The sequence below is a fragment of the Corynebacterium canis genome (assembly GCF_030408595.1).
GTDB classification, from domain to species: Bacteria; Actinomycetota; Actinomycetes; order Mycobacteriales; family Mycobacteriaceae; genus Corynebacterium; species Corynebacterium canis.
Genome location: NZ_CP047080.1, coordinates 2055407 through 2076968 on the forward strand (window position 1 = coordinate 2055407; position 21562 = coordinate 2076968).

Sequence of the window (21562 nt, forward strand, 5' to 3'; positions counted from 1 at the left end):
CAACCAGCCTACCCGCTTGCCGACAAACTCCCCACTAATCCTCGTACGAACGGGAGTCCTTACGCTCCGCGGATCGCTCCCATGAGCGCTCACCGGTGCCTCGCTCACGTGTTCGTTCCCTGCCGGTAGCGCCGGCGCCACGCCGCAACGCGGACCTATCCCGGCCCACGGAACGCAACGCCGCAGACAGCATCTCCTCAAACTCGGCGAGCTTGCCGTCGACGAACGTATCGCACTCTTGGCGCAAACGATTGGACTCCCCATGCGCCGCATCCACAATCCGGTGCGCCTCCTCGTTGGCGCGGCGCACCACCTCCGCCTCGCTGACCAGACGGTGCTGCTCGGCGAGACCCTCATCCACGCTGCGCTGATAGGCATCATTGCCCTTCTGCATCAAACGATCGGATTCGGCCGTGGCGCGGGACACCATGTCCTCGGCGGAACGGCGAGCATCATCGACCATACGATCGGAATCATCCTGGGCCTTGGCCACGAGCGAATGCGCGCGGTTTTCGGCGTCCTCCACCATGCGCTCCGCCTCCTCGCGCGCCTGTTCGACTAGGTTGCTGGCCTCGGACTTGGCGCTATCCACTAACTGGCGGGCGTGATCCTCCGCCTCATCCACGATCGAATCCGCCTTGTCTAGCACGTCCTGGGCGTCGTCGATCTCAACGGGTAATGCATTGCGGAGATCATCCAGCAAGGCAAGCACCTCATTTCGAGGCACCATGCAATTCGCAGTCATAGGGACGCCATAAGCTTGGTCGACTGTCTGAACCAGCTCATCAAGGGCTTCGAAAACGCGATACATAGCTCCCAAGATTACTGGCCTGACCATGGGAATAGCTGGAGGCTCGCCCGATCGGAACCCGAATCGTTTCAAAAAGGTTTTCCCACGGAGAGGCGCGGCGTGGGCTCCGGAAGAGCGCGAACCCAGCGAACAACAAACCCCCGCGCCCAGCCCGCAGGCTCGTATGCGCGAGGGTTCGGTCTACACCCTAGTCTTCTCACCAGCCGGGCGGCCTAGCTCTCACCAAACCAGGCACCCCGGCCCTCCCCAGACCAGAAGCGTAAATCTTAGATAACGCCCTGGGCCAGCATGGCGTCGGCGACCTTCTTGAAGCCGGCGATATTGGCGCCGATCACGTAGTCACCTTCGTGGCCGTATTCCTTGGCGGTTTCGGCGCAGGTGTTAAAGATGTTGCTCATGATGTCGTGCAGGCGCTTGTCGGTGTATTCGAACGACCAGGAGTCGCGGCAAGCGTTTTGTTGCATTTCCAGCGCGGAGGTGGCCACGCCACCGGCGTTGGCAGCCTTGCCGGGGCCGAAGTGGATGCCGCGCTCGCGGAACACCTCGATCGCATCGGCAGTCGACGGCATGTTCGCACCTTCGGCAACGAACTGGCAGCCGTTGTCGGCGAGCTTGCGGGCGGCTTCACCGTCGAGCTCGTTCTGGGTTGCGCAGGGCAGGGCGATGTCGCACGGGAGTTCCCAAATCGAACCCTCTGCGTGGTAGGTCGCGCCTTCCACCTCGTCCACATAGGTGGACACGCGCTCGCGGCGAACTTCCTTGATTTCCTTGAGCTTGGCCACGTCCACGCCGTTCGGGGTGTGCACCCAACCGGAGGAGTCGGAGAAGGCGATCACGGTCGCGCCAAGCTCTTGGGCCTTTTCCATGGCGTAGATCGCCACGTTGCCGGAACCGGAGACGATTACCTTCGCGTCGTTGAATTCGGCACCGTGTGCGGCCAGCATTTCCTTGGTGAAGTACACCAGGCCGTAACCGGTAGCTTCGGTGCGCACCAGCGATCCGCCCCAGGTCAGGCCCTTACCGGTGAGCACACCGGATTCGTGCTGGTTAGCCAAGCGACGGTACTGCCCGAACAGGTAGCCGATTTCGCGGGCGCCCACGCCGATATCACCGGCGGGCACGTCGCGGTATTCGCCGATATGGCGATGCAGCTCGGTCATAAAGGATTGGCAGAAGCGCATGATTTCGGCGTCAGACTTGCCCTTCGGGTCAAAGTCGGAGCCACCCTTGCCGCCGCCGATCGGCAGCCCGGTCAAAGAGTTCTTAAAGATCTGCTCAAAGCCAAGGAATTTGATAATGCCAAGGTTTACGCTCGGGTGGAAGCGCAGGCCACCCTTGTACGGGCCGAGGGCGGAGTTGAATTGCACGCGGAAGCCTCGGTTGACCTGCACCACGCCTTGATCGTCCACCCACGGCACGCGGAAGATCAGCTGCCGTTCCGGCTCGCACAGACGTTGGATCAGGCCGTAGTCGGCGTAGTGGCGGTCTTTCTTCAGCACGAGTTTCAGGGAATCAAGCACCTCGGCCACGGCTTGGTGGAATTCCGGCTCGCCAGCGTTGCGCTTCAGCAGCATGCTGTAGTAGTTGGACACCTGTTCTTCAACAGTCATGTTCATTCATCCAATCTCCGCGCCCGCCGCTCGAGGTTCTTCGGCGCTGTTCGCGGTTTGTACGTTTCGGACCGATTCCAAGTTTCAATGGCTCGACAGGTATATGCAAATCATTGCGCTGTGTGGTAGGTCACAGGTGCGGGGTGCAGCGACGCGGGCCGGAGTTTCTGCAGGTTATCCACTATGGTGAGCTCCGGGATAAACGCGCCCAATGGCACATCCACGCACGGAACCTCCCCCCGGCTACCCCCATTTTGCCAATCGACCAATAGAAAACGGGTCAGCTCGATCACGGTCGGATTGTAGGTCATGTACATATGCCCACCCAGGTTCTGCGGGCACAGATCCTGCTGCACGATATTGCGCGTTTTCTCACCATAAATCGGCTGATTCACCAATTCCGGCATCGTTTCATCGGTGCGAGTTGCCACAGTGACATACGCCGGCCCGGGCACAGTTTCCCCGCCCGCGTTCAGCGCTTCCATCACCGGCGATCCGGCCATCAGGTCGACCAATGCGGGTGCGACGGAGCCGGAGTCTTCGGCCACATCCACCGCCCCGGGCAGGTGTTGCGCTAGGGGCACCACGCCGTAGAGGCTACCGCCGCGCGTCGGGGATGCGAGGCCGATCCAGGCGTGCGTGTGTTTGCCTTCGTCGATTTTATTAACCCACCAGCGCGCCACCGTCGCCCCTTGAGAAAACCCGATAACCTGAACTTTATCCGCGCCGGAGGTTGCCCGCGCCTGCGTGATGAGCTCATCGAGTTGGCGTGCGGAATCCTCCAGCCGCCCCCATCCGAAGCGACCGTCTTTTCCAACGCCATAGTCCAAGCCGTATGCACACCAGCCGTCTCGTGCAATTTCCGCCCCGAGTTTGGAATAATCGCCATAAAGGCTGGCATCGGTGCCGTGCACGAGGATTACAGCGTGCGGACGCTCGGGCGTCACGCGGCATTCCGGATCATTGACCCCTTCCGGCACCAGCGGTGTCACACCGGCCGCGAACTGGTTGCGGCGTGCGGACGCGCCGTCGTGAGCCGGGGGCGCGGTCTCCCCTTGGGGCGGCGGCGCGGCTTGCGCGTTCACTCCAGCGATTCCAAAAAGAATAAAACCCGCCACACAACTAACAATCAGCTTTTTCCACACAACCACTTACTGTAGTAGAAAGTAGGTATCAGGTTTGCGAACACTCATCATTGCCGAACCCGTCGGCGGATTGAGCCCCCACCAAGCCTGCGACGAAATCGCCGCCACATGCCCGGGTGACGAGCTCACGCAGGTTGCCATCACCACAGGTGGTACAGGTACCGCGAGCTGTTTTAATGGTGAAACCGTGGTGTTGCAAACGGTGGATCCGGAGGGCAGGCTCACCGAGGCCAGTTACGTGTTCGACCCCGCTACGTTGCAGGCATATATCGATGTTTGCGCTCACCCCTGCGACCCCACCCGCTCGGATACGTTTGGCACCGGTGTGCTGATCGCCGATGCCGTTTCGCGCGGTGCCAATCGCATTATTTTGGCCACCGGCGGCGTGCACACCAGGGACGGGGGAACGGGCATCCTTATCGCGCTTGGGGCACAGCCTCTCGACGCCGCTGGGCACCCCGTTGAGCCCGGACAGCAGGGGCTTGCACACATCGCGAGTATTGACACCGCAAAGCTCAATGTCCCCGCCGCCTGCGCCGAGTGGGTGTTGCTTATCGACGCCGCGCTCCAACCCGCCGACCCCGCCTTTGCCGCGTTCTGCGACGTCCCCGATGGGCTTGGTATCGGCCTTGGCATCGTGTGGCTATCCAAACAGATGCACGATGACACGGAGCATGTCCACATATTGCCAGGAGCCCAAACGCTACTAGAGACCTTTGGAGTGCCCGCCTTGATAGCCGAAACGGATCGCGTGATCGTTGCCACCACTCCCGACTCCCCCACCTTGGGCTTATTGGCCGAATTCGGTGCCACCGATGTGGAGGCGATCGTGGTGGCCCCCGGTGAAACGCTCGCGCAAAAGCTCGACCGATAGGTCGCGTGTAACCCCTAACCTCGGCGGATGGATTGCCCACACCCACCTCCGCCGACGGGTTGCGCGCAACCGCCAACCCGGGGCTCGTCTTTGCATTCCTCATCAGCGCCCCCAATCAGCGCCCCCAATGTAGAAATTCCGAACGACCCCCGCCCCCGACACTAATCCCGGCCGCCATCGGCGCCACTTCAGGCAGATCTGACCGGGCGAGTTCAGCGTCCTGCGGAAACACCGTCCCGCGACGGCCGACGCGCCAAATCTGCCTGAGCAGAGAGCCCTGCAGCCGCTTCAACCCCTCCAAATCACTGCACCGCCGGTAGGTTACGCGCCACCGCCTAGGTAGTCGATGAGGTATGCGCCACCGCCCAAGTCACCGATGGGTTGTGCACAACTGCCGAACTGGGGCTGGTCTTTCCATTCTTCATTCGGGGCCCCAACGAAGAAATCCAGGACGAATCTCGCCCAAAAACGCTGCAAATCGTCTTTTTATTCTTCGTTGACCACCCTAATGAAGAAATTCCGGACGATCGCAGGTCAACGGCTGCACACAACCTATCGGCGGAAGCTGCCAAGAGAGCAATCCCGGGCAATAGAGTTCGAACTTTCTCGAACCATCGGCCTCGCAAAATCTGCCCCAGGCAGATCTGACCGGGCGAGTTCGGCGTCCTGCGCAAACATCGGCCCGCGCACCCCAACATGTCGAATCTGCCTCAGCGCGGAAAATCAATGGCCGATTCCGGACCCCAGGTCACCCCAGCGGCAGTAGGTTGCGCGCCACCGCCTCAGTCGCCAACAAGTTGCGCGAAACCCTCTACCTCCGCAACCCGAGCCCCGGCCCTCGGCACCAATTCAGGCTTAGGAATCGCGCCACCGATCCGTGGTTTATGTGGCGCAGGTCGAGCTAGTTCGCCGCGTCTGCGACGTCCGCCCTGCGGGGCAGCAGCTCGAGGGCGGCGTCTTTCACCTCGGGATCCAGCGGTGCCTGGTACACCAGATCGCTCTGCATCGGGAGCACAAACCCGCGATCCCGCACCAGCCGCAGGCTAAACCAGGTCAGGCCCCAATAAATGATGATGGAGGCCACCAGCAAGATCAGCCCGCTTTCCCATTTGTGCGGCGTGCCGGCCACCACGCGGATCAGCGCATTGAGATTGCCGGGCAGATCGGTGGTGGCGGCCAAGACGTAGAGCACGTAGGGGATGGCGTAGGAAATCAGCATCGGGGCGTGCAGCAGCCATTGTTTGCGCCCCGCCCGGATGGACTGGATCCGCCAATTGATCGGGGCGGGCAACACCGGATAGAGCACCGAAATCAGGTTCCCAATCCCGAGCCACAGCAGCATCGGGTACAGGATGCCGGGGATGGCCAAAAAGAGCTCTTCGGCGCCGTCGACGTACCAAGTAACACCGATGGTGAGCAACACCATGGGCATCACCACCACGATCGTCTGAACCAGGTTTTTCATCAGGATCAGCGAGGCGAAGGAACGCCCCCGGCGCAGCGCGGCCAAAGTACGCACAATATCGTGACCGAAAATATTCGTAGTGGTCACATCGGCCATGATAAACGTGGCAAAATACGCGGTAAACAGCAATACCACATCGTAATGATCATCAAAGGCCAGCGGCCACACCACCAAATAGGCGGCCGCCAATACTAGGTTGAACAATACGCCCTGCAACCAGCCACAGGGCCACGTAAAGGTCCAGCGGAGTTCCTCTCGCAGCAGCTTCATGGCTACCAAACTATCAAGCTATCACGGTCGCACGTGTACGAGCCATGGATATCGGGCCGGCACCTCGAAGGACTCCTCCGGTTTCACCAGGGTATCCTCCAAATGCACCAGCGCCGACGGAGTAAGCAGACGGGAATACACCATGGCGGTCTCATTCAAAGAGCGCTGCGGCTCCACCAATTCGATGATAAAGGCGTACACGCTTGCGTTTTCCAACTCGGCATCATCGTGCTCATCCCGGAAAATCTGGCGGAGTTGATCTTCTTCGGCGCACGCAACGGCGCTGTGGGTTACGCGAATATCGGTAGCGGCCGCGGCGTCGATAAGCGTTGTGGACAACTGCTGGAAACGTTGCGCCAAAGCGGCAACCTCAGCCTGCGGAACCAACGCGTGAAAACAGATGTTGGGCATGCCGCCACCCTAGCGGATAACTTAAATACTTATGACCCCACAATTGCACTCACGTCAGATGCCGCTCACCACAATGGCGGACGGCACCATCAAACAGGTGAACCCATTTACCGGCACGGAAGTCTGGACCGTACCCGGACGCGGCAACCGGCCACTTTCAGTCCCCGCCGTGGACCCGCGGCCGCTGAGTGCGAAATCATTCACCGACACCTGCGCGTTTTGCTCCGACAACCTGCTGCAAACGCCGCCGGAAAAAAGCCGAATGTTGGCCAATGGCGACATCATCAGCGGCCTACTGCCCGAAGATTTGTTTGACACGGAGGCGGAGTTTCGGCGAGTTCCTAACTTGTTCGAAATTGTGTCCTATGATTTCTGGCGCGCGAACTACGACTTTGTAATGGATTACGAAACCGCGGCCCATATGGAGCGCTACCTCGCCGACCCCGCCGGACGCGAACACGTGCTCGCAATCGTGCGCACCCGGCTGAAGGCTGCGGGCATGGACCCCAACCTGCCAGAGGAAGAATTGCTCCAACGCGCCGGCGGCTACTTTGCAGGTAGCCACGACGTAATCATCGGGCGCAGACACTTCGTGGACGGCGCCACGCACGACAATCAGCTCGCCTCCTCCGGCACCCTCAGCGTGGAAGAACACCGCGCCTTTATTCGATTTACCATCGAGTCGCTGAAGGACCTGTACCGGCGGAATCGGTACGCGCCATACGTGGCGGTGTTCCAAAACTGGCTCAAACCGGCCGGCGCCTCATTCGATCACCTGCACAAACAGCTGGTGGCGATCGACGGGCGCGGCGTGCAAGCCGAACAAGAGATCGCACAGCTGCGGGCCAATCCCAATATGTTCAATGAATGGGCCGTGGACTACGCCGGCTACCAGAACCTGGTGATCGCCGAAAACGACCACGCCGTGTGTTTCGCGGGCTTCGGGCACCGCTACCCCACCCTGGAAATCTATTCGAAATCCGCAAGCGCCGAACCGTGGCTGCTCACCGACGCCGAACGCGACGGCATGAGTGACCTTATTCACGCTTGCCACGCCGGTGCCGGGGCGGACATCCCCTGCAACGAGGAATGGCACCACAAACCCGTGGACCTGGACATCCCCATGCCGTGGCGCGTAATGATCAAATGGCGGGTCTCCACCCTGGCCGGATTCGAAGGCGGCACCAAGATCTATTTGAACACCATTTCGCCCCAACAACAGCGCGACCGCATGGTCACCGCCCTGTACAAGCTGCGGGAACAAGGCAAAATTGCGCCCACGATCCGCATCGCAATGGAGTGCAAGGTGGAGCGCAATAGCCTGAAATACAATCCGTTTTTGGCGTAGCCGCCGCGGGCTGGGTGTACCCTTGCCCCCATGGAAACTCGTGAGTTAGCAGCGTTAATCAATGGCCACGGCGTGCCGCTGGAGTGGCAGCGGGATTTTTACCAGTGGATGCATGCCCACCCGGAGCTTTCCACCGAGGAGGCGGAGACTGCGGCGCGGATCCTGGACAAGCTCAGCGAATACTCTTGCGAGGTGATCAGCGGCATCGGCGGGCATGGCATCGTGGCGATCTTCCGCAATGGTTCCGGCCCGTGCGCGCTGCTGCGGGCAGATTTTGATGCACTGCCGGTCCGCGAGGAAACCGGCGCGCCATTCGCCTCTGTGTACGAGGGCCGGATGCACGCGTGCGGGCACGATATTCACACCACCGCGCTGCTTGGGTTGTGCGCGATCATGGATGCGTGCCGCGACCATTGGACCGGCACCTTTATCGCGCTGTTTCAGCCGGCGGAGGAGACTTCCACGGGCGCGGCGGCCATGGTTTCCGACGGTTTGTGCGAACTCATACCGCGCCCCGATGTGTGCTTTGGGCAACACGTGGTGGCGGGCCCGGCGGGCACCGTGATGTCCATGCCGGGGCCGGCGCTGGCGGCGTGCGACACCATCACGATCACCCTGTATGGCCGCAGCGCGCACGGTTCCATGCCGCACCAATCTATCGACCCTACGTTCCTCGCCGCGATGATCGTTGTGCGCCTGCAAGGCATCGTGGGGCGCGAGGTATCTCCGTTCGAATTCGCCGTTGTGACGGTGGGTTCGTTGATCTCCGGCCACACCAATAACACCGTGCCCGAAACCGCCACCCTGGTGCTGAATTGCCGCTTCTATTCCGAGGACGTGAAACAGCGCGTGTACCAGGCGATTCACCGGGTGGTCACCGCCGAATGCGCCGCCAGCGGATGCGAACAAGAACCCGATTTCCAATATTCGGCACACGGCGAACTCACCGATAATTCCCCTGAGGTTTTCGCCACAGTCCGCCCGCTTTTCGACGCCGTGTTCGGCGACGCTTCCACCGACGCGCAACCGTGGACGGCTTCCGAAGATTTTTCCGAAATCCCGCGGGCGCTCGGGGTGCCTTACCTGTACTGGACTGTGGGCGTGACCCCGCCGGGCGTCGATACGCCGCCGGTGAATCATATGCCTACGTTCCTGCCGGAATACGCGCCCACAATCTCCGCGGCGACACGCGCCGGGGCCGCCGCAGTGCTGAGTTATCTAGGCCGCAATTAATCGCCCACGTGGAGGAACACGCCATCGGACTATATGCTTATGCCGATGGCGCGCAGCTGACTCGCGCTGATGTAAAACCTTGTACCCGACTCAGGAGCCCACAAACAATGAGTGAACACTCGCTGGCCACGAATGTCGGCGGGCACGTCCGCGCAGCATCCGGCACCTCGCCCGCAACCGCGACAGACCGCAAATTCTGGTTCGGCCTCTCCGCAGCGATCATGGAACGCATCGCCGATAACTGGGAAGCCACCACCGCCGCATACAACGGCACCCGCCAGCAGCACTATTTCTCCGCCGAATTCCTCATGGGACGCGCGCTGCTCAATAACCTCACCAACCTCGAAATGGTGAGCGAAGCGGAAGAAGCCGTTCGCGCAAACGGGCACGAACTCTCCGACGTCCTCGACGCGGAAAACGACGCCGCGCTCGGCAACGGCGGCCTCGGACGACTCGCCGCCTGCTTCCTGGATTCCTGCGCCACGCAGGACCTGCCCGTCACCGGCTACGGCATCCTGTACCGCTACGGCCTATTCAAACAAAGCTTCATAGACGGCTTCCAAACCGAAGAACCCGACGCCTGGAAAGAAGACGGCTACCCGTTTGTGGTACGCCGCGAAAACCAAACCCGCATCGTGCGCTTCGACGACATGGTGGTGCGCTCAGTGCCCTACGACATGCCGATCACCGGCTACGGCACCGACAACGTGGGCACACTACGCCTCTGGAAAGCCGAACCCATGGCCGAATTCGACTACGATGCGTTTAACTCCCAGCGCTTTACCGACGCCATCGTGGAACGCGAAGCCGTCATGGACCTGTGCCGCGTGCTCTACCCCAACGACACCACCTACGCCGGCAAAGTGCTACGCGTCCGCCAACAATACTTCTTTGTCTCCGCATCGCTGCAGGCAATGGTGGATAACTACGTCAAACACCACGGGCCGGACCTCACGGACTTTGCCAAATACAATTGCATCCAATTGAACGATACGCACCCGGTGCTGGCCATCCCCGAGCTCATGCGCCTGCTCATGGACGAACACAACCTCGGGTGGGAAGCCGCCTGGAAAATCGTCCAAGAGACCTTCGCATACACGAACCACACCGTGCTCGCCGAAGCCCTCGAACAATGGAACTGCAGCATCTTCCAGCAGCTATTCAGCCGCATCTGGGAAATCGTGGTGGAAATCGACCGCCGCTTCCGGGAGGAACTACGCGGGCTGGGCTTCGACGAAACCCACATCCACCACATGTCCCCCGTGCAAGACGGCACCGTGCACATGGCGTGGATCGCCTGCTACGCCTCCTACTCCATCAACGGCGTGGCGGCGCTGCACACGGAGATCATCAAGGCGGACACGCTGCGGAATTGGCACGAAATCTGGCCGCAGAAATTCAATAACAAAACCAACGGGGTGACCCCGCGCCGGTGGCTGAAAATGTGCAACCCGCGGCTATCCGAGCTGCTCACCCGGTTGGCGGGGTCCGACGCTTGGGTGACCAACCTGGACGAGCTGCAAAAACTCCGCCACTTCGGCGAGGACGAAGCCGTGATGCGCGAGCTGCTGGACATCAAGGAAGCCAATAAAGCGGACTTCGCCGAATGGATCCTGGACCGGCAGGGCATCGAGGTGGACCCGCAGTCCATCTACGACGTGCAAATCAAACGCCTGCACGAATACAAGCGCCAGCTGATGAACGCGCTATACATCCTGGACCTGTACTTCCGCATCAAGGAAGACGGGCTGCAGAACGTGCCGCCGCGGACCTTTATCTTCGGCGCAAAGGCCGCCCCCGGGTATGTGCGCGCCAAGGCGATTATCAAGCTGATTAATGAGATCGCCGAGCTGGTCAACGGCGACGCCGATGTGAACGACACCATCCGCGTGGTGTTCGTGGAAAACTACAACGTTTCCCCCGCCGAGCACATCATCCCGGCCGCGGACGTTTCCGAACAAATCTCCACCGCCGGCAAGGAAGCCTCCGGCACCTCCAACATGAAATTCATGATGAACGGTGCCTTGACGCTGGGCACCCTCGACGGCGCCAATGTGGAAATCCTCGAATCCGTCGGCGACGACAACGCCTACATTTTCGGCGCCAAGGTGGAGGAACTCCCCGAACTGCGCGCCCACTACAACCCGTACGCACTCTACGAAACCGTGCCCGGCTTAAAGCGCGCCTTGGACGCCCTGGTGGATGGTCGCCTTGACGATAACCACAGCGGCATGTTCCACGACCTGCGCTCCTCCCTCCTCGATGGCGGCGGTTGGGAAACCCCCGACCTGTACTACGTCCTCGGTGACTTCGACGCCTACCGCACCACGAAGGACAAGATGGCCGCGGACTACTTCGCTGACCGCCTCCACTGGGCACGCATGTGCTGGGTGAACATCTGCGAATCCGGCCGCTTCTCCTCCGACCGCACCATCGCCGACTACGCCCGCGACGTGTGGAAGCTGGACGCCACCAAGATCTAACTAGTGGTCTCTATGCTGGCGTTTTGCTAGCATGCTAGCCCCCACTACGCCCACCGCTTGTGAGATTATGGCGGTGGGCTTTTGGGTTGCCTGCAACCTTTCGCCCGCGATGGAGTTGAACGGTGTCTACCAATATTTTTTACATCAAAATCCAGAAATCTGTGTAAAAAATATCGCGGCAGAGCGCGCATGCAAAAACCGCCGTGGCCCCAAATGATTCAGGGGGCGCGGCGGTGCGTGTTTCGGCGGCAGCTCGGCCTATTACTTCTTCGGCGGCTCCTCGGCCTTTTCTACCTTTGGCGCGACCTCGATCTTCGGGGCGGCCTCGACCTTCGGTGCGACTTCGGTCACCGGGGGCGGGGTGTGCACGTCTTCGCCAAGCAGGTGCACGTGAATCATGTTCGTGTTGCCGGAGACTCCGGGCGGGGTGCCTGCGACCACGACCATCATGTCGTCGCGGTTGTACTCGTCCATGGCCAGCAGGGCTTCGTCAACCTCGTGCATCATCGAGTCGGTGTCGTGCACCCGCGGGCACAGGAAGGTTTGCGCGCCCCAGGATAGTGCGAGTTGGGAACGCACCGCTGGGTTCGGGGTGAATACCAGCAGCGGCAGGTGCGAATGCAAACGGGCCAGGCGGCGGGCGGTATCACCGGAGGTGGTGAAGGCCACCAGCGCGCGGGCGTTGAGGCGTTCCGCGATATCGCGGGCGGAGTAGGAGATCACGCCACGCTTGGTGCGGGGGATGTGATTCAGCGGCGGGACTTCGCCCTGCGTCTCCGCGTATTTCACAATGCGGGACATGGTGCGCACCACGTTGATGGGGTCGCGGCCCACGGAGGTTTCGCCGGAAAGCATCACGGCGTCAGCACCGTCGAGCACGGCGTTTGCAACGTCGGAGGCCTCCGCGCGGGTGGGCCGGGAGTTTTCGATCATAGAGTCCAACATTTGGGTGGCCACGATCACCGGCTTCGCGTTTTCGCGGGCGATTTGGATCGCCTGCTTTTGCACCAGCGGCACTTCTTCCAGCGGCACTTCCACGCCGAGGTCGCCGCGGGCGATCATGACGGCGTCGAACGCCAGGATGATTGCCTCGAGCGCTTCGACGGCTTCCGGCTTTTCCAGCTTGGCGATCACCGGAACGCGGCGGCCTTCCTCGTCCATGATCTTGTGCACCAGCTCGATATCGGAGGCGGCGCGGACGAAGGACAATGCGATAAAGTCCACGCCGAGCTTCAGCGCGAAGCGCAGGTCACGGATGTCTTTATCGGAAAGCGCAGGAACGGAAATATCCATGCCGGGCAGGGACACGCCCTTGTTGTTGGAGACCGGACCGCCTTCCACAACCTCGCACACCACATCGTTGCCTTCCACGCCTACGCACACGAGGCCGACCTTGCCGTCGTCCACAAGCAGGCGGTCGCCGGGCTTGGCATCCTTGGCCAGGTTCTTGTAGGTGGTGGATACTCGGTCGTGGGTACCTTGGATATCGTCGACCGTGATGCGCACGGTCTCACCGTTTTCCCAGACAGTCGCGCCATTGATAAAGCGCCCTAAGCGAATCTTCGGCCCCTGGAGGTCCGCCAGCACACCAACGGCGCGCCCGGTCAGATCGGTCGCTTCGCGAACCCACTTGTAGTTTTGCTCATGGTCCGAATAGTCACCATGCGAGAAATTCAAACGGGCCACATCCATGCCTGCTTCAACGAGTTCGCGGATCCCATCCTCGCTGGCCACGGCCGGCCCCAGAGTACATACAATCTTGGTTCTTCTTTCCACGATCCCCACCCTAGTCCTTTTTCAGCTGGTAAAGCTACACGGCCAACGCACACATTGTGCGCGTTATTGTTGGTGACCCCAAACACAACCCCCGTTATGCAGGCAGATTCAAAAACAGCCGGGCACGCAGAGGAGCGCTACCCGGCATTTGATGTATCTGATCACACCTTGGTTTCTCGCTGGCGTTTCATTAGGAAAAACGCCACAATTCCACCAAGTAGCAACGCCGCGGAAGTGATGGTGTTGATACGCAAGCCGAGGACAATGGTCGCGGCGTCGGTACGCATAAATTCGATGAAGAAGCGGCCCAGCGCGTAGCTGGCAACGTACAGCGCGAACACACGTCCGTTCGAAAGTTCGAACTTACGGTCGGCCCACAAGAGGAATAGGCACACGCCGACGTTCCACAGCAATTCGTACAGGAACGTCGGATGCACCGTGGCCATCACCTCGCCCGTGGAGTAACCGGTCAAAGGTGCGAATTTGCCGTCCGCGTCCACGCGATAGTAAATCTCCAGCGCCCACGGCACCGTGGTTTCGCGCCCATAGAGTTCCTGATTGAACCAGTTGCCCAGGCGACCGATACCTTGTGCGAGGACGATGCCGGGAGCCGCGGCGTCGGCAAGCGGGGCGAGCTTCAGCCCTTTGATGCGCATCATGACGGCGACGGCGGCCACCCCGAGCGCCACCGCCCCCATAATGCCTAGCCCGCCATTCGTAATTTTGAGCGCATCCACGGGGTTGCATGTGGCGCAGAAGTACTTATCATAATCCGTTGCCACGTGGTAGAGCCTGCCGCCGATGATTCCCGCAGGTACCGCCACCATCGCCGCGTCCATAACGACGTCCGCGCTTCCCCCGCGTGCCACGTATCGACGCCGCGTCAGCCACACCGCCACGAAAATACCCACGATGATGCATAGCGCATACGCTCGAATTGGTATGGGGCCGAGGTACCAAACCCCCTGCGGCGGCGAAGGAATTGCGGCCAATTGATCAACCATCATTGTTGAAAGTCTACTAGCGTGACGCAGGACACGAAGGATGTTGCCCCGCTGCCACAAGCTTGCGACACACCTCCACCGGATCGGCTGAGGTGACGAGGTTTTCGCCGATCACCACGGCGTCGGCACCCACCCCCGCGTAGCTCATCAGATCGAGCGGGGTACGCACCCCCGACAACGCCACTCGAACAACTCCGCGAGGCAACCCGGGGGCGATCTCCGCGAAAGTCTCGCGGTTCACCTCCAGCGTCGCAATATCCCGCGCGTTCACCCCGATCACCCGCGCCCCCGCCGCAATGGCCCGCGTCGCCTCCTCCGGCGTGCGCACCTCCAGCAACGCCACCATCCCCAAAGACTGCGCCCGATCCAGCAACGCCTCCAATCGGGACTGCTCAAGGGCCACAACAAGTAAGGGAACCACGTCCGCCCCGTACGCGCGCGCCTCATGGATCTGGTAGGGGTCAACGATAAAATCGCGGCACATCACCGGCACCTGGACGGCGTCACGCACCCGCCGCAAATCCTCCAACGAACCGTGAAATCTTCGCCGCTCCGTCTGGCAGCCAATCAAACGCGCGCCCCCGGATTCGAACTTTTGTGCAAGGACCTCTGGAGCGTCGATCTCGGCGATAATGCCCTTCGGCGGCATGGCGCGTTTAATCTCCGCGATCACGCCGCAACCTGTCGCGTGAAGCGCCGCCAACGCGTCCCGCGGCGGTTCCACATCGTAGGAACGGGCCTTGATTTCGGAGAACGGGACGCGTGACTTGCGGGCCGCTACATCCTCGGCTGCGCCCGCGATGATCCGGTTAAACACCGACGTCATGGCGATCCCTTTCCTCTTGCATTACAGGCTAGTTGTGCAAGCTGGTTCACCGGAAATTACGCAGCTAAAAGCTAAATCTATTTCGGATCGATATCGGTCGAATCGAGGTCGGTGGGATCCACGTCGGCGTCCAGCGCGTCCCACAATACGCGGCCGGAATCGGGGGCCTCCGCTAGATCCTGCTCCAAGCGCTCGTGGCGGCTGCTGGTGCGCTCATACGTGTGTGACTTGGCAGTGTCCACGCCTGGGCGCATGGCCAACAGCACCCCGCCGAACAGCGCGACGCCGCAGGCGACAAAGGCGAGCGCGGGGCCAAGCACGTGCACGTCCGCGCCGGTCACCTCCGCCCATGGGGAGATCATCACCGGCGCCTGGGTGCGTTCCGTGGCGGCCCCGGAAGTCAAGATATTTTTGGCGCGGGCCAGGTCAGGCTGCCCGGCGAGCAGCACCAATGGCTGCCAGCTGGCGGCCACGGCGGCGAGTGCCCCCACGATGCCGATAATGCGGCGGGCGGTGCGACGCAGCACGAGCCCGGCGACCATCGCGGCGAGCAAAACCAGGGCGAGTGCGGTGAGCTCCGTCGACCACACCGCCCCCACGAGGTCCTGGGTGCTTTCGCCGGACTTATCATCGAACACATTAACGGTTAGCCACGGGAGCCGGGACACGCCCCACAGGGCTGCGCCGCCGAGGCCTAAAAAGACAGCCGCGATACGCATCAGGCAAGCTCCAAGTGCCGATCATCGAAACAGGTACGGCTCCCAGTGTGGCACGCCGCGCCCGTTTGATGAACTTGCAGCAGCACGGTGTCCCCATCGCAATCCAAACTTGCCGACACCACCCGCTGCACGTGCCCCGAGATCAGGCCCTTAATCCAATACTCCTGCCGCGAACGGGAATAGTACGTGCCGCGCCGAGTGGCCAAGGTAAACGCAAGCGCGTGCGAATCCATCCAGGCCATCATGAGCACCTCGTGGGTTTCCGCCGCCTGCACGATGGCGGGCACCAACCCGGCATCATTAAAACGTACTTTCGCCGCGATTGCGGGGGCGAGCTCGTAGTCCGCGGGGTTATCGCTCATCACAGGCGCACCTCGTACCCAGCCTCCGCCAGCGCCCGTTTGCACTCCGCGATGGTGACCTCCTGAAAGTGGAATATCGACGCCGCGAGCACGGCGTCCGCACCCGCCGCCACGGCCGGCGGGAAATGTTCCGCCTTGCCCGCACCCCCGGAAGCAATGATCGGGATCCGTACCGCCTCGCGCACCTTTTCGGTGAGTTCGATATCAAACCCTTCTTTGGTGCCGTCGCCATCCATGGAGTTCAGCAGGATCTCCCCCACCCCGAGCTCCGCGCCGCGGCGCGCCCATTCGACGGCATCCAGGCCTGTCCCGCGGGAACCGCCGTGGGTGGTCACCTCGAAACCGCTCGGCATGCCGGGGGCGCGGCGGGCATCCACGCTAAGCACCACGCACTGGGCGCCGAACCGTTCCGATAGTTCGCGCAATAGTTCGGGGCGTGCAATGGCCGAGGTATTCACGCTGATCTTGTCCGCACCGGCACGCAACAATTCGTCGGCATCCGCCACGCTGCGCACGCCACCGCCCACAGTCAATGGGATAAACACCTGCTCGGCTGTTCGACGCACCACTTCCAGCATGGTTCCCCGCCCCGCCTTGGAAGCGCTCACGTCAAGGAACGTGAGTTCGTCGGCCCCGGCGGCGTCGTAACGCGCGGCGAGTTCCACCGGATCGCCTGCATCGCGCAGGTTTTCAAAATTTACGCCCTTGACCACGCGGCCATTGTCCACGTCCAAACACGGGATCACCCGCACTGCCACTGCCATGGCCACACGCTCCTTATAACGGTTAGGATTCCAACGCTCTGATCGTACTCAGGATCGACTCGTGCACCGCACGGGTGCCCGCCACCAGGCCCTGCGACGCGGGATGCCACTGTTCACCGTGGAGATCCGTGACGCGGCCGCCCGCCGCCTGAATCGCCAACACACCCGCCGCGTTATCCCAAACATATGGGCTAAACGTGACCGCGCCAGCGAAAATGCCCAACGCGGTAAAGGCGAGGTCGATCCCCACGGAACCGGTCACCCGCAGGCGCGGGTATTGCATCGCCACCTTGGCCAATAGGTTGTGGCGCAGCAGGGTGGGAAAGGTCGAATTCACCGGAGACACGATCGACCCAAACGCGATCGGCGCCACCAACGGCGGCTGATCCTCCAGCTTCGGCTGCGGGCGCCCATTCAAAAACAGTGGCGAACCCTCAAAGGCGCACAAACGTTTGCCCAGCAGCGGCAATGAGATCACCGACACCACCGGCCTACCCGCCAGCAGCAGCGCCACCAGGATCGCGCACATGGGGCTGCCCGCCGAATAATTCGAGGTGCCGTCGATCGGGTCCACCACCCACACCGCGTCCGCGCAAAGGTTGCCGCCGGCCTCCTCGCCAAACACGGGGATGCCGGTGTGCAGGGTCAATAATTGGCGCAATAAATGTTCGATTTCAAGGTCGGCTACGGTTGCGAAATCGCCGCCGGGTTTGGTTACCTCCGGCTGCGCACCAATACGCGCAACGAAAACACGTTCGGCTTCATCTACGATCGCTTCCGCGACGGCAAGGAGTTCGCGCGCGTCCATATGCCTACTTGCCTACTGCCGCGAGTGCTTCCGCGAGGGTAAACCGCCCTTCATAGAGCGCTTTCCCGATAATCACCGAATCGATACCCTCCGCCACATACTTGGACACCTCGATCACATCCGCCAGCGTGGCAATGCCCCCGGAAGCCACGATCGGCGCGTCCGTCGCCGCCGCCACATCACGAAGCAAATCAATGTTCGGTCCCGCAAGGGTGCCATCCTTAGACACGTCCGTGACCACAAAGCGCGAACAGCCTTGGGAATCCAGGCGCTCCAGCACTTCCCACAGGTCACCGCCGTCGGACACCCAGCCATTGCCGCGCGTGCGCCACTGCCCATCGATCAGGCGCACGTCCAAGCCCACCGCCACGCGATCGCCGTAACGTTCGATGGCGCTTCGGCACCATTCCGGATGCTCCAATGCCGCGGTGCCGATATTGACGCGCCGCGCCCCCGTAGCAAGCGCACGTTCCAGCGAAGCATCGTCGCGGATACCCCCGGTGAGCTCGACGTGAATATCCAACCGGCCCACAACTTCGGCCATAAGTTCGTGATTCGAACCGCGGTTAAAGGCGGCGTCAAGATCCACGAAATGCAGCCATTGCGCGCCCTGGTCCTGCCAATTCAGCGCGGCCTCCAGCGGCGTTCCGTACACAGTTTCGCTGCCTGCCTCGCCCTGATGGAGGCGCACCGCCTGACCATCAACGACATCAACGGCTGGGAGAAGTGTGAGACTCATGGCCTTAAAGTGTAGTCGCTAAAAGCTTGCCAACCAGTTCCGCAGCAGCTTTTGCCCCGTTTCGGAGGATTTTTCCGGGTGAAATTGCGTAGCCCACAACGGACCATTTTCCACGGCCGCCACGAAATCACACCCGTGCGTCGCCCACGTCACCAGTGGCGGGGTGGTCAGCCCATCCTCCGCAAACTCCCACGTGCGCACCCCATACGAATGCACGAAATAGAAACGCTCCGTCGGCGCGATCCCCGCAAACATTTGCGAACCTTGTGGGGCGCGCACGGTGTTCCAGCCCATGTGCGGCAATACCGCGGCGTCGAGACGCGTGACGACGCCCGGCCACTCGCCGCAGCCAGCCGCGTCAACGCCGTGCTCCACTCCATGCTCGAATAGAATCTGCATTCCCACGCAAATCCCCAATACCGGGCGACCGCCCGCGAGCCGCTCCCCGATCATGCGGGCACCCTGCACTCGGTGCAAGCCCTCCATGCACGCCGCAAAAGCCCCCACGCCTGGGACCAGTAAACCATCTGCGGCGAGAACCTCTTTGGGATCGTGCGTCACCTTCACCCGAGCGCCCGCTTGTGCTACCGCGCGTGCGGCAGATCGAATATTTCCGGAACCGTAATCAAGCACGGCGACAGTCGTTGACATGACTGAAAGTGTAGCGTGCGCTTAGGTTGCATACGCCGTCGAGCCCTGGCTAGCGCTAGAGTTTGGCCCGACGGAAAAAGGTTGCGCACTTCACATGAAATTTTTTACACACGAAATCGGATTTCTGTGTAATTTTCATCGCTCCGGGGCGCTCTGGAGGCCCTGCCGCGATATTTTTTACACAGATTTCTGGATTTTGATGTAAAAAATATCGGTAGACACCGTTCAACTCCCGTTTGGGGAAAGGTTGCGGGCAACGCGATGAGCTGGGATAACGGCGTTCGGAGCATTTCGGCAATGGTTTTAATAAGGGTAGCGGTTTTCAAGGCCGCAGCGGGGCTCCTGCGGCGGCACAGCAAAATGCGGGCAGGAAAGTATTGGCCGCAAAGCTATTATGTGCGGTCCGCCCAGCCTACCGAGCGCCCAATAACCACAGCAGCGCCGCCGCCCCGGCAAGCGCCGAAAGGATGCCAAGCAGGAACGTAAACAAACGATGTTCAGCCTGGTAGGCGGACCAAGTTCCGCCCGCCAACAGCCCGGAAATAGCAAACAGCAGGTAGATCAGCCAGGAATATTCCACCTAGAGCGAGCCTTTGGTAGAGGGAATGCCCGTCACGCGGGGATCAGGTTCCGTGGCGGCACGCAGCGCCCGCGCCACCGCCTTGTATTCCGCCTCGGTGATGTGGTGCGGATCGCGGCCATAGTGGCAGCGCACATGCAAGGCGATGCGCGCATTCCCGGCCAGGGTTTCAAAAAAGTGTTCGTTGATCACGGTGGCGTAGTGGCCGCCGATCACAGCGGTGAGCATTTGGGGCGGCTCGCCGGTGATCACAAAGTATGGGCGACCGGAAACGTCCACGATGGCCTCACACAACGCTTCGTCCATGGGGAGCTGGCAGGAACCGAAGCGTCGAATGCCTTTTTTATCGCCGAGCGCTTGATTGATCGCCTGTCCGAGCACAATGCCGGTGTCCTCGACGGTGTGGTGCGCGTCAATATGGGTGTCCCCCTTGGCGTGCACGGTGAGATCGAAGGACCCGTGCGCGCCGAACGCCGTGAGCATGTGATCGAAAAATGGCACGCCGGTATCGATGTCCGTCTTGCCGGTTCCATCTAGATTGATTTCAACAGTAATTGCGGACTCGCTGGTCTCGCGGCTGATACGCCCAATGCGGTTCATCGCACTTCCTTTGCAGCATCCAGAAAAGCATCATTTTCCTCAGGCGTACCAATGGTAGCCCGTAGGAATCCCGGCACCCCAACGTCGCGGACCAGCACCCCCTGGTCGAGGAAGCGCTGCCACACCGCGGCGCTGTAGTCGAATTTGCCAAAGAACACGAAGTTCGCCTCGCTCGGCACCACGTAATAGCCCAACTGTTCGAGCTTTTCGACGACGCGCTTACGTTCGGCAACCAGGGTGGCAACGGTGGCCAACGTATCCTCACGATGCCGCAGCGCCACGATCGCCGCAGCTTGAGAAAGCGAGGACAGATGGTACGGCAGGCGCACCAACAATACGGCTTGGATAAACGCCGGATGCGCCACGAAATAACCCAATCGGCCGCCCGCGAAATCGAACGCTTTGCTCATGGTGCGGGAGACCACCAATTTGGTGGGATAGTCGCTAAGCAACGTGGTTGCCGAGGGTGCCTCCGAAAACTCTGCGTACGCTTCATCGACGATCACAATGCCGGGTGCCGCATCGAGCAGCAGGCGCAGGTCCTCGATGGGGGTGAGCCCACCGGTGGGATTGTTCGGGGTGGTTACAAACACCACATCGGGCCGGCGTACGGCAATGGTTTCGATGGCCTTGTCGATGGGGATTTGGAAATCCGCATCGCGATCGCAGGAGAAAAACTCGGTGTGCGTGCCGCTGCACAGGATCGGATGCATAGAATAGCTCGGCGCAAACCCCAATGCGGAACGGCCGGGCCCGCCGAACGCCTGCAATAGCTGCTGCAAAATCTCGTTCGAACCATTGGCCGCCCAGACGTTGTCTTTAGTCACCGCAACACCGGTCTGGTGGGTCACGTATTCCGCCAACGCCTCGCGCAACGCCACCGCATCACGCTCGGGATATCGGTTCAAACCCGCCGCCAAGCCCGCCACCTCGTTGACCAGGTCGGCGATCAGGGCATCGGAGGGCGAATACGGATTTTCGTTCGTATTCAAGCGCACGGAAACATCGAGCTGCGGGGCGCCATAGGCTTCCTCGGCGCGGAGCTCCTCCCGCAACGGCAGGTCTGCCAGGGTGATGGTCATG

General features: G+C 61.3%; 21 protein-coding genes. 4 read left to right on the forward strand and 17 right to left on the reverse strand.

What is annotated here, in order from left to right; genetic code table 11:
* Window positions 1-34: 34 nt before the first annotated feature.
* The 3 genes from CCANI_RS09045 to CCANI_RS09055 form a co-directional block, all read right to left on the reverse strand.
* The gene (locus CCANI_RS09045) at window positions 35-811 is read right to left on the reverse strand and encodes a FliH/SctL family protein (protein WP_146323507.1); all 777 of its coding nucleotides are present in this window, start codon (window positions 809-811) and stop codon (window positions 35-37) included.
* Between the two features lie 266 nt (window positions 812-1077).
* Entirely contained in the window at window positions 1078-2421 is a 1344-nt protein-coding gene (gdhA, locus tag CCANI_RS09050) for an NADP-specific glutamate dehydrogenase (RefSeq protein WP_146323506.1), read from the reverse strand.
* Between the two features lie 110 nt (window positions 2422-2531).
* A complete protein-coding gene (locus CCANI_RS09055; RefSeq protein ID WP_186750054.1) occupies window positions 2532-3506 on the reverse strand; it encodes an esterase/lipase family protein in 975 nt (324 codons plus the stop codon).
* 94 nt (window positions 3507-3600) lie between these two features.
* Here CCANI_RS09055 and CCANI_RS09060 point away from each other — a divergent pair, with 94 nt between their 5' ends.
* A complete protein-coding gene (locus tag CCANI_RS09060; protein WP_146323504.1) occupies window positions 3601-4440 on the forward strand; it encodes a glycerate kinase in 840 nt (279 codons plus the stop codon).
* A 901-nt stretch (window positions 4441-5341) separates the two neighbouring features.
* Here the strand turns inward: CCANI_RS09060 and CCANI_RS09065 are convergent.
* The gene (locus tag CCANI_RS09065; protein WP_146323503.1) at window positions 5342-6175 is read right to left on the reverse strand and encodes a hypothetical protein; all 834 of its coding nucleotides are present in this window, start codon (window positions 6173-6175) and stop codon (window positions 5342-5344) included.
* A gap of 21 nt (window positions 6176-6196) precedes the next feature.
* On the reverse strand, window positions 6197-6586 hold the full coding sequence (locus tag CCANI_RS09070) for a hypothetical protein (RefSeq protein ID WP_146323502.1): 390 nt from the start codon (window positions 6584-6586) through the stop codon (window positions 6197-6199).
* A 31-nt stretch (window positions 6587-6617) separates the two neighbouring features.
* On the opposite strand from CCANI_RS09070, the gene CCANI_RS09075 reads away from it, so the two are divergent.
* The 3 genes from CCANI_RS09075 (at window position 6618) to CCANI_RS09085 (ending at window position 11650) form a co-directional block, all read left to right on the forward strand.
* Window positions 6618-7934 (forward strand): DUF4921 family protein, encoded by a 1317-nt coding sequence (locus CCANI_RS09075; RefSeq protein ID WP_146323501.1) that lies wholly within the window; start codon window positions 6618-6620, stop codon window positions 7932-7934.
* Between the two features lie 30 nt (window positions 7935-7964).
* Window positions 7965-9167 carry an amidohydrolase gene (locus tag CCANI_RS09080; protein WP_146323500.1) on the forward strand — a complete coding sequence of 401 codons (1203 nt, stop codon included), beginning with the start codon at window positions 7965-7967 and terminating at the stop codon, window positions 9165-9167.
* 107 nt (window positions 9168-9274) lie between these two features.
* Entirely contained in the window at window positions 9275-11650 is a 2376-nt protein-coding gene (locus tag CCANI_RS09085) for a glycogen/starch/alpha-glucan phosphorylase (protein ID WP_146323499.1), read from the forward strand.
* A gap of 261 nt (window positions 11651-11911) precedes the next feature.
* Here the strand turns inward: CCANI_RS09085 and pyk are convergent, their stop codons facing one another.
* The 12 genes from pyk to CCANI_RS09145 all read right to left on the reverse strand — a co-directional run bounded on the left by pyk (window position 11912) and on the right by CCANI_RS09145 (window position 21561).
* Window positions 11912-13426 carry a pyruvate kinase gene (gene pyk, locus CCANI_RS09090; RefSeq protein WP_146323498.1) on the reverse strand — a complete coding sequence of 505 codons (1515 nt, stop codon included), beginning with the start codon at window positions 13424-13426 and terminating at the stop codon, window positions 11912-11914.
* Window positions 13427-13587: 161 nt separating this feature from the next.
* The gene (lgt, locus tag CCANI_RS09095; RefSeq protein WP_146323497.1) at window positions 13588-14433 is read right to left on the reverse strand and encodes a prolipoprotein diacylglyceryl transferase; all 846 of its coding nucleotides are present in this window, start codon (window positions 14431-14433) and stop codon (window positions 13588-13590) included.
* Between the two features lie 13 nt (window positions 14434-14446).
* Entirely contained in the window at window positions 14447-15256 is an 810-nt protein-coding gene (trpC, locus tag CCANI_RS09100) for an indole-3-glycerol phosphate synthase TrpC (protein WP_146323496.1), read from the reverse strand.
* A 77-nt stretch (window positions 15257-15333) separates the two neighbouring features.
* Window positions 15334-15975: a TIGR02234 family membrane protein gene (locus tag CCANI_RS09105; RefSeq protein WP_146323495.1), complete on the reverse strand. Its 642-nt coding sequence runs from the start codon at window positions 15973-15975 to the stop codon at window positions 15334-15336.
* On the reverse strand, window positions 15975-16337 hold the full coding sequence (hisI, locus tag CCANI_RS09110) for a phosphoribosyl-AMP cyclohydrolase (RefSeq protein WP_146323494.1): 363 nt from the start codon (window positions 16335-16337) through the stop codon (window positions 15975-15977). The genes CCANI_RS09105 and hisI overlap by 1 nt, the downstream gene beginning before the upstream one ends.
* A complete protein-coding gene (hisF, locus tag CCANI_RS09115) occupies window positions 16337-17101 on the reverse strand; it encodes an imidazole glycerol phosphate synthase subunit HisF (protein WP_146323493.1) in 765 nt (254 codons plus the stop codon). Before hisF ends, hisI begins: the two co-directional genes overlap by 1 nt.
* Before the next feature lie 22 nt (window positions 17102-17123).
* Entirely contained in the window at window positions 17124-17909 is a 786-nt protein-coding gene (locus tag CCANI_RS09120; protein WP_146323492.1) for an inositol monophosphatase family protein, read from the reverse strand.
* A gap of 4 nt (window positions 17910-17913) precedes the next feature.
* Window positions 17914-18648: a bifunctional 1-(5-phosphoribosyl)-5-((5-phosphoribosylamino)methylideneamino)imidazole-4-carboxamide isomerase/phosphoribosylanthranilate isomerase PriA gene (gene priA, locus CCANI_RS09125; RefSeq protein WP_146323491.1), complete on the reverse strand. Its 735-nt coding sequence runs from the start codon at window positions 18646-18648 to the stop codon at window positions 17914-17916.
* Window positions 18649-18666: 18 nt separating this feature from the next.
* Window positions 18667-19299: an imidazole glycerol phosphate synthase subunit HisH gene (gene hisH, locus CCANI_RS09130; protein WP_146323490.1), complete on the reverse strand. Its 633-nt coding sequence runs from the start codon at window positions 19297-19299 to the stop codon at window positions 18667-18669.
* A gap of 412 nt (window positions 19300-19711) precedes the next feature.
* A complete protein-coding gene (locus CCANI_RS09135) occupies window positions 19712-19879 on the reverse strand; it encodes a CG2302 family histidine operon protein (protein WP_186750062.1) in 168 nt (55 codons plus the stop codon).
* Complete coding sequence (gene hisB / locus CCANI_RS09140) at window positions 19880-20479, reverse strand: imidazoleglycerol-phosphate dehydratase HisB (protein ID WP_146323489.1); 600 nt, start codon at window positions 20477-20479, stop codon at window positions 19880-19882.
* Complete coding sequence (locus tag CCANI_RS09145) at window positions 20476-21561, reverse strand: histidinol-phosphate transaminase (protein ID WP_146323488.1); 1086 nt, start codon at window positions 21559-21561, stop codon at window positions 20476-20478. Before CCANI_RS09145 ends, hisB begins: the two co-directional genes overlap by 4 nt.
* Window position 21562 lies beyond the last annotated feature (1 nt).

Bases quoted from the DNA above. Each gene is read 5' to 3' on its own strand.
- CCANI_RS09075 (WP_146323501.1), top strand. From the start codon at position 6,618: ATGACCCCACAATTGCACTCACGTCAGATGCCGCTCACCACAATGGCG.
- hisF (WP_146323493.1), bottom strand. From the start codon at position 17,101: ATGGCAGTGGCAGTGCGGGTGATCCCGTGTTTGGACGTGGACAATGGC.
- gdhA (WP_146323506.1), bottom strand. From the start codon at position 2,421: ATGACTGTTGAAGAACAGGTGTCCAACTACTACAGCATGCTGCTGAAG.
- hisB (WP_146323489.1), bottom strand. From the start codon at position 20,479: ATGAACCGCATTGGGCGTATCAGCCGCGAGACCAGCGAGTCCGCAATT.
- CCANI_RS09065 (WP_146323503.1), bottom strand. From the start codon at position 6,175: ATGAAGCTGCTGCGAGAGGAACTCCGCTGGACCTTTACGTGGCCCTGT.
- trpC (WP_146323496.1), bottom strand. From the start codon at position 15,256: ATGACGTCGGTGTTTAACCGGATCATCGCGGGCGCAGCCGAGGATGTA.
- CCANI_RS09045 (WP_146323507.1), bottom strand. From the start codon at position 811: ATGTATCGCGTTTTCGAAGCCCTTGATGAGCTGGTTCAGACAGTCGAC.
- CCANI_RS09120 (WP_146323492.1), bottom strand. From the start codon at position 17,909: ATGGACGCGCGCGAACTCCTTGCCGTCGCGGAAGCGATCGTAGATGAA.
- CCANI_RS09085 (WP_146323499.1), top strand. From the start codon at position 9,275: ATGAGTGAACACTCGCTGGCCACGAATGTCGGCGGGCACGTCCGCGCA.
- priA (WP_146323491.1), bottom strand. From the start codon at position 18,648: ATGAGTCTCACACTTCTCCCAGCCGTTGATGTCGTTGATGGTCAGGCG.
- CCANI_RS09105 (WP_146323495.1), bottom strand. From the start codon at position 15,975: ATGCGTATCGCGGCTGTCTTTTTAGGCCTCGGCGGCGCAGCCCTGTGG.
- CCANI_RS09145 (WP_146323488.1), bottom strand. From the start codon at position 21,561: ATGACCATCACCCTGGCAGACCTGCCGTTGCGGGAGGAGCTCCGCGCC.
- CCANI_RS09080 (WP_146323500.1), top strand. From the start codon at position 7,965: ATGGAAACTCGTGAGTTAGCAGCGTTAATCAATGGCCACGGCGTGCCG.
- hisI (WP_146323494.1), bottom strand. From the start codon at position 16,337: ATGAGCGATAACCCCGCGGACTACGAGCTCGCCCCCGCAATCGCGGCG.
- hisH (WP_146323490.1), bottom strand. From the start codon at position 19,299: ATGTCAACGACTGTCGCCGTGCTTGATTACGGTTCCGGAAATATTCGA.
- lgt (WP_146323497.1), bottom strand. From the start codon at position 14,433: ATGATGGTTGATCAATTGGCCGCAATTCCTTCGCCGCCGCAGGGGGTT.
- CCANI_RS09070 (WP_146323502.1), bottom strand. From the start codon at position 6,586: ATGCCCAACATCTGTTTTCACGCGTTGGTTCCGCAGGCTGAGGTTGCC.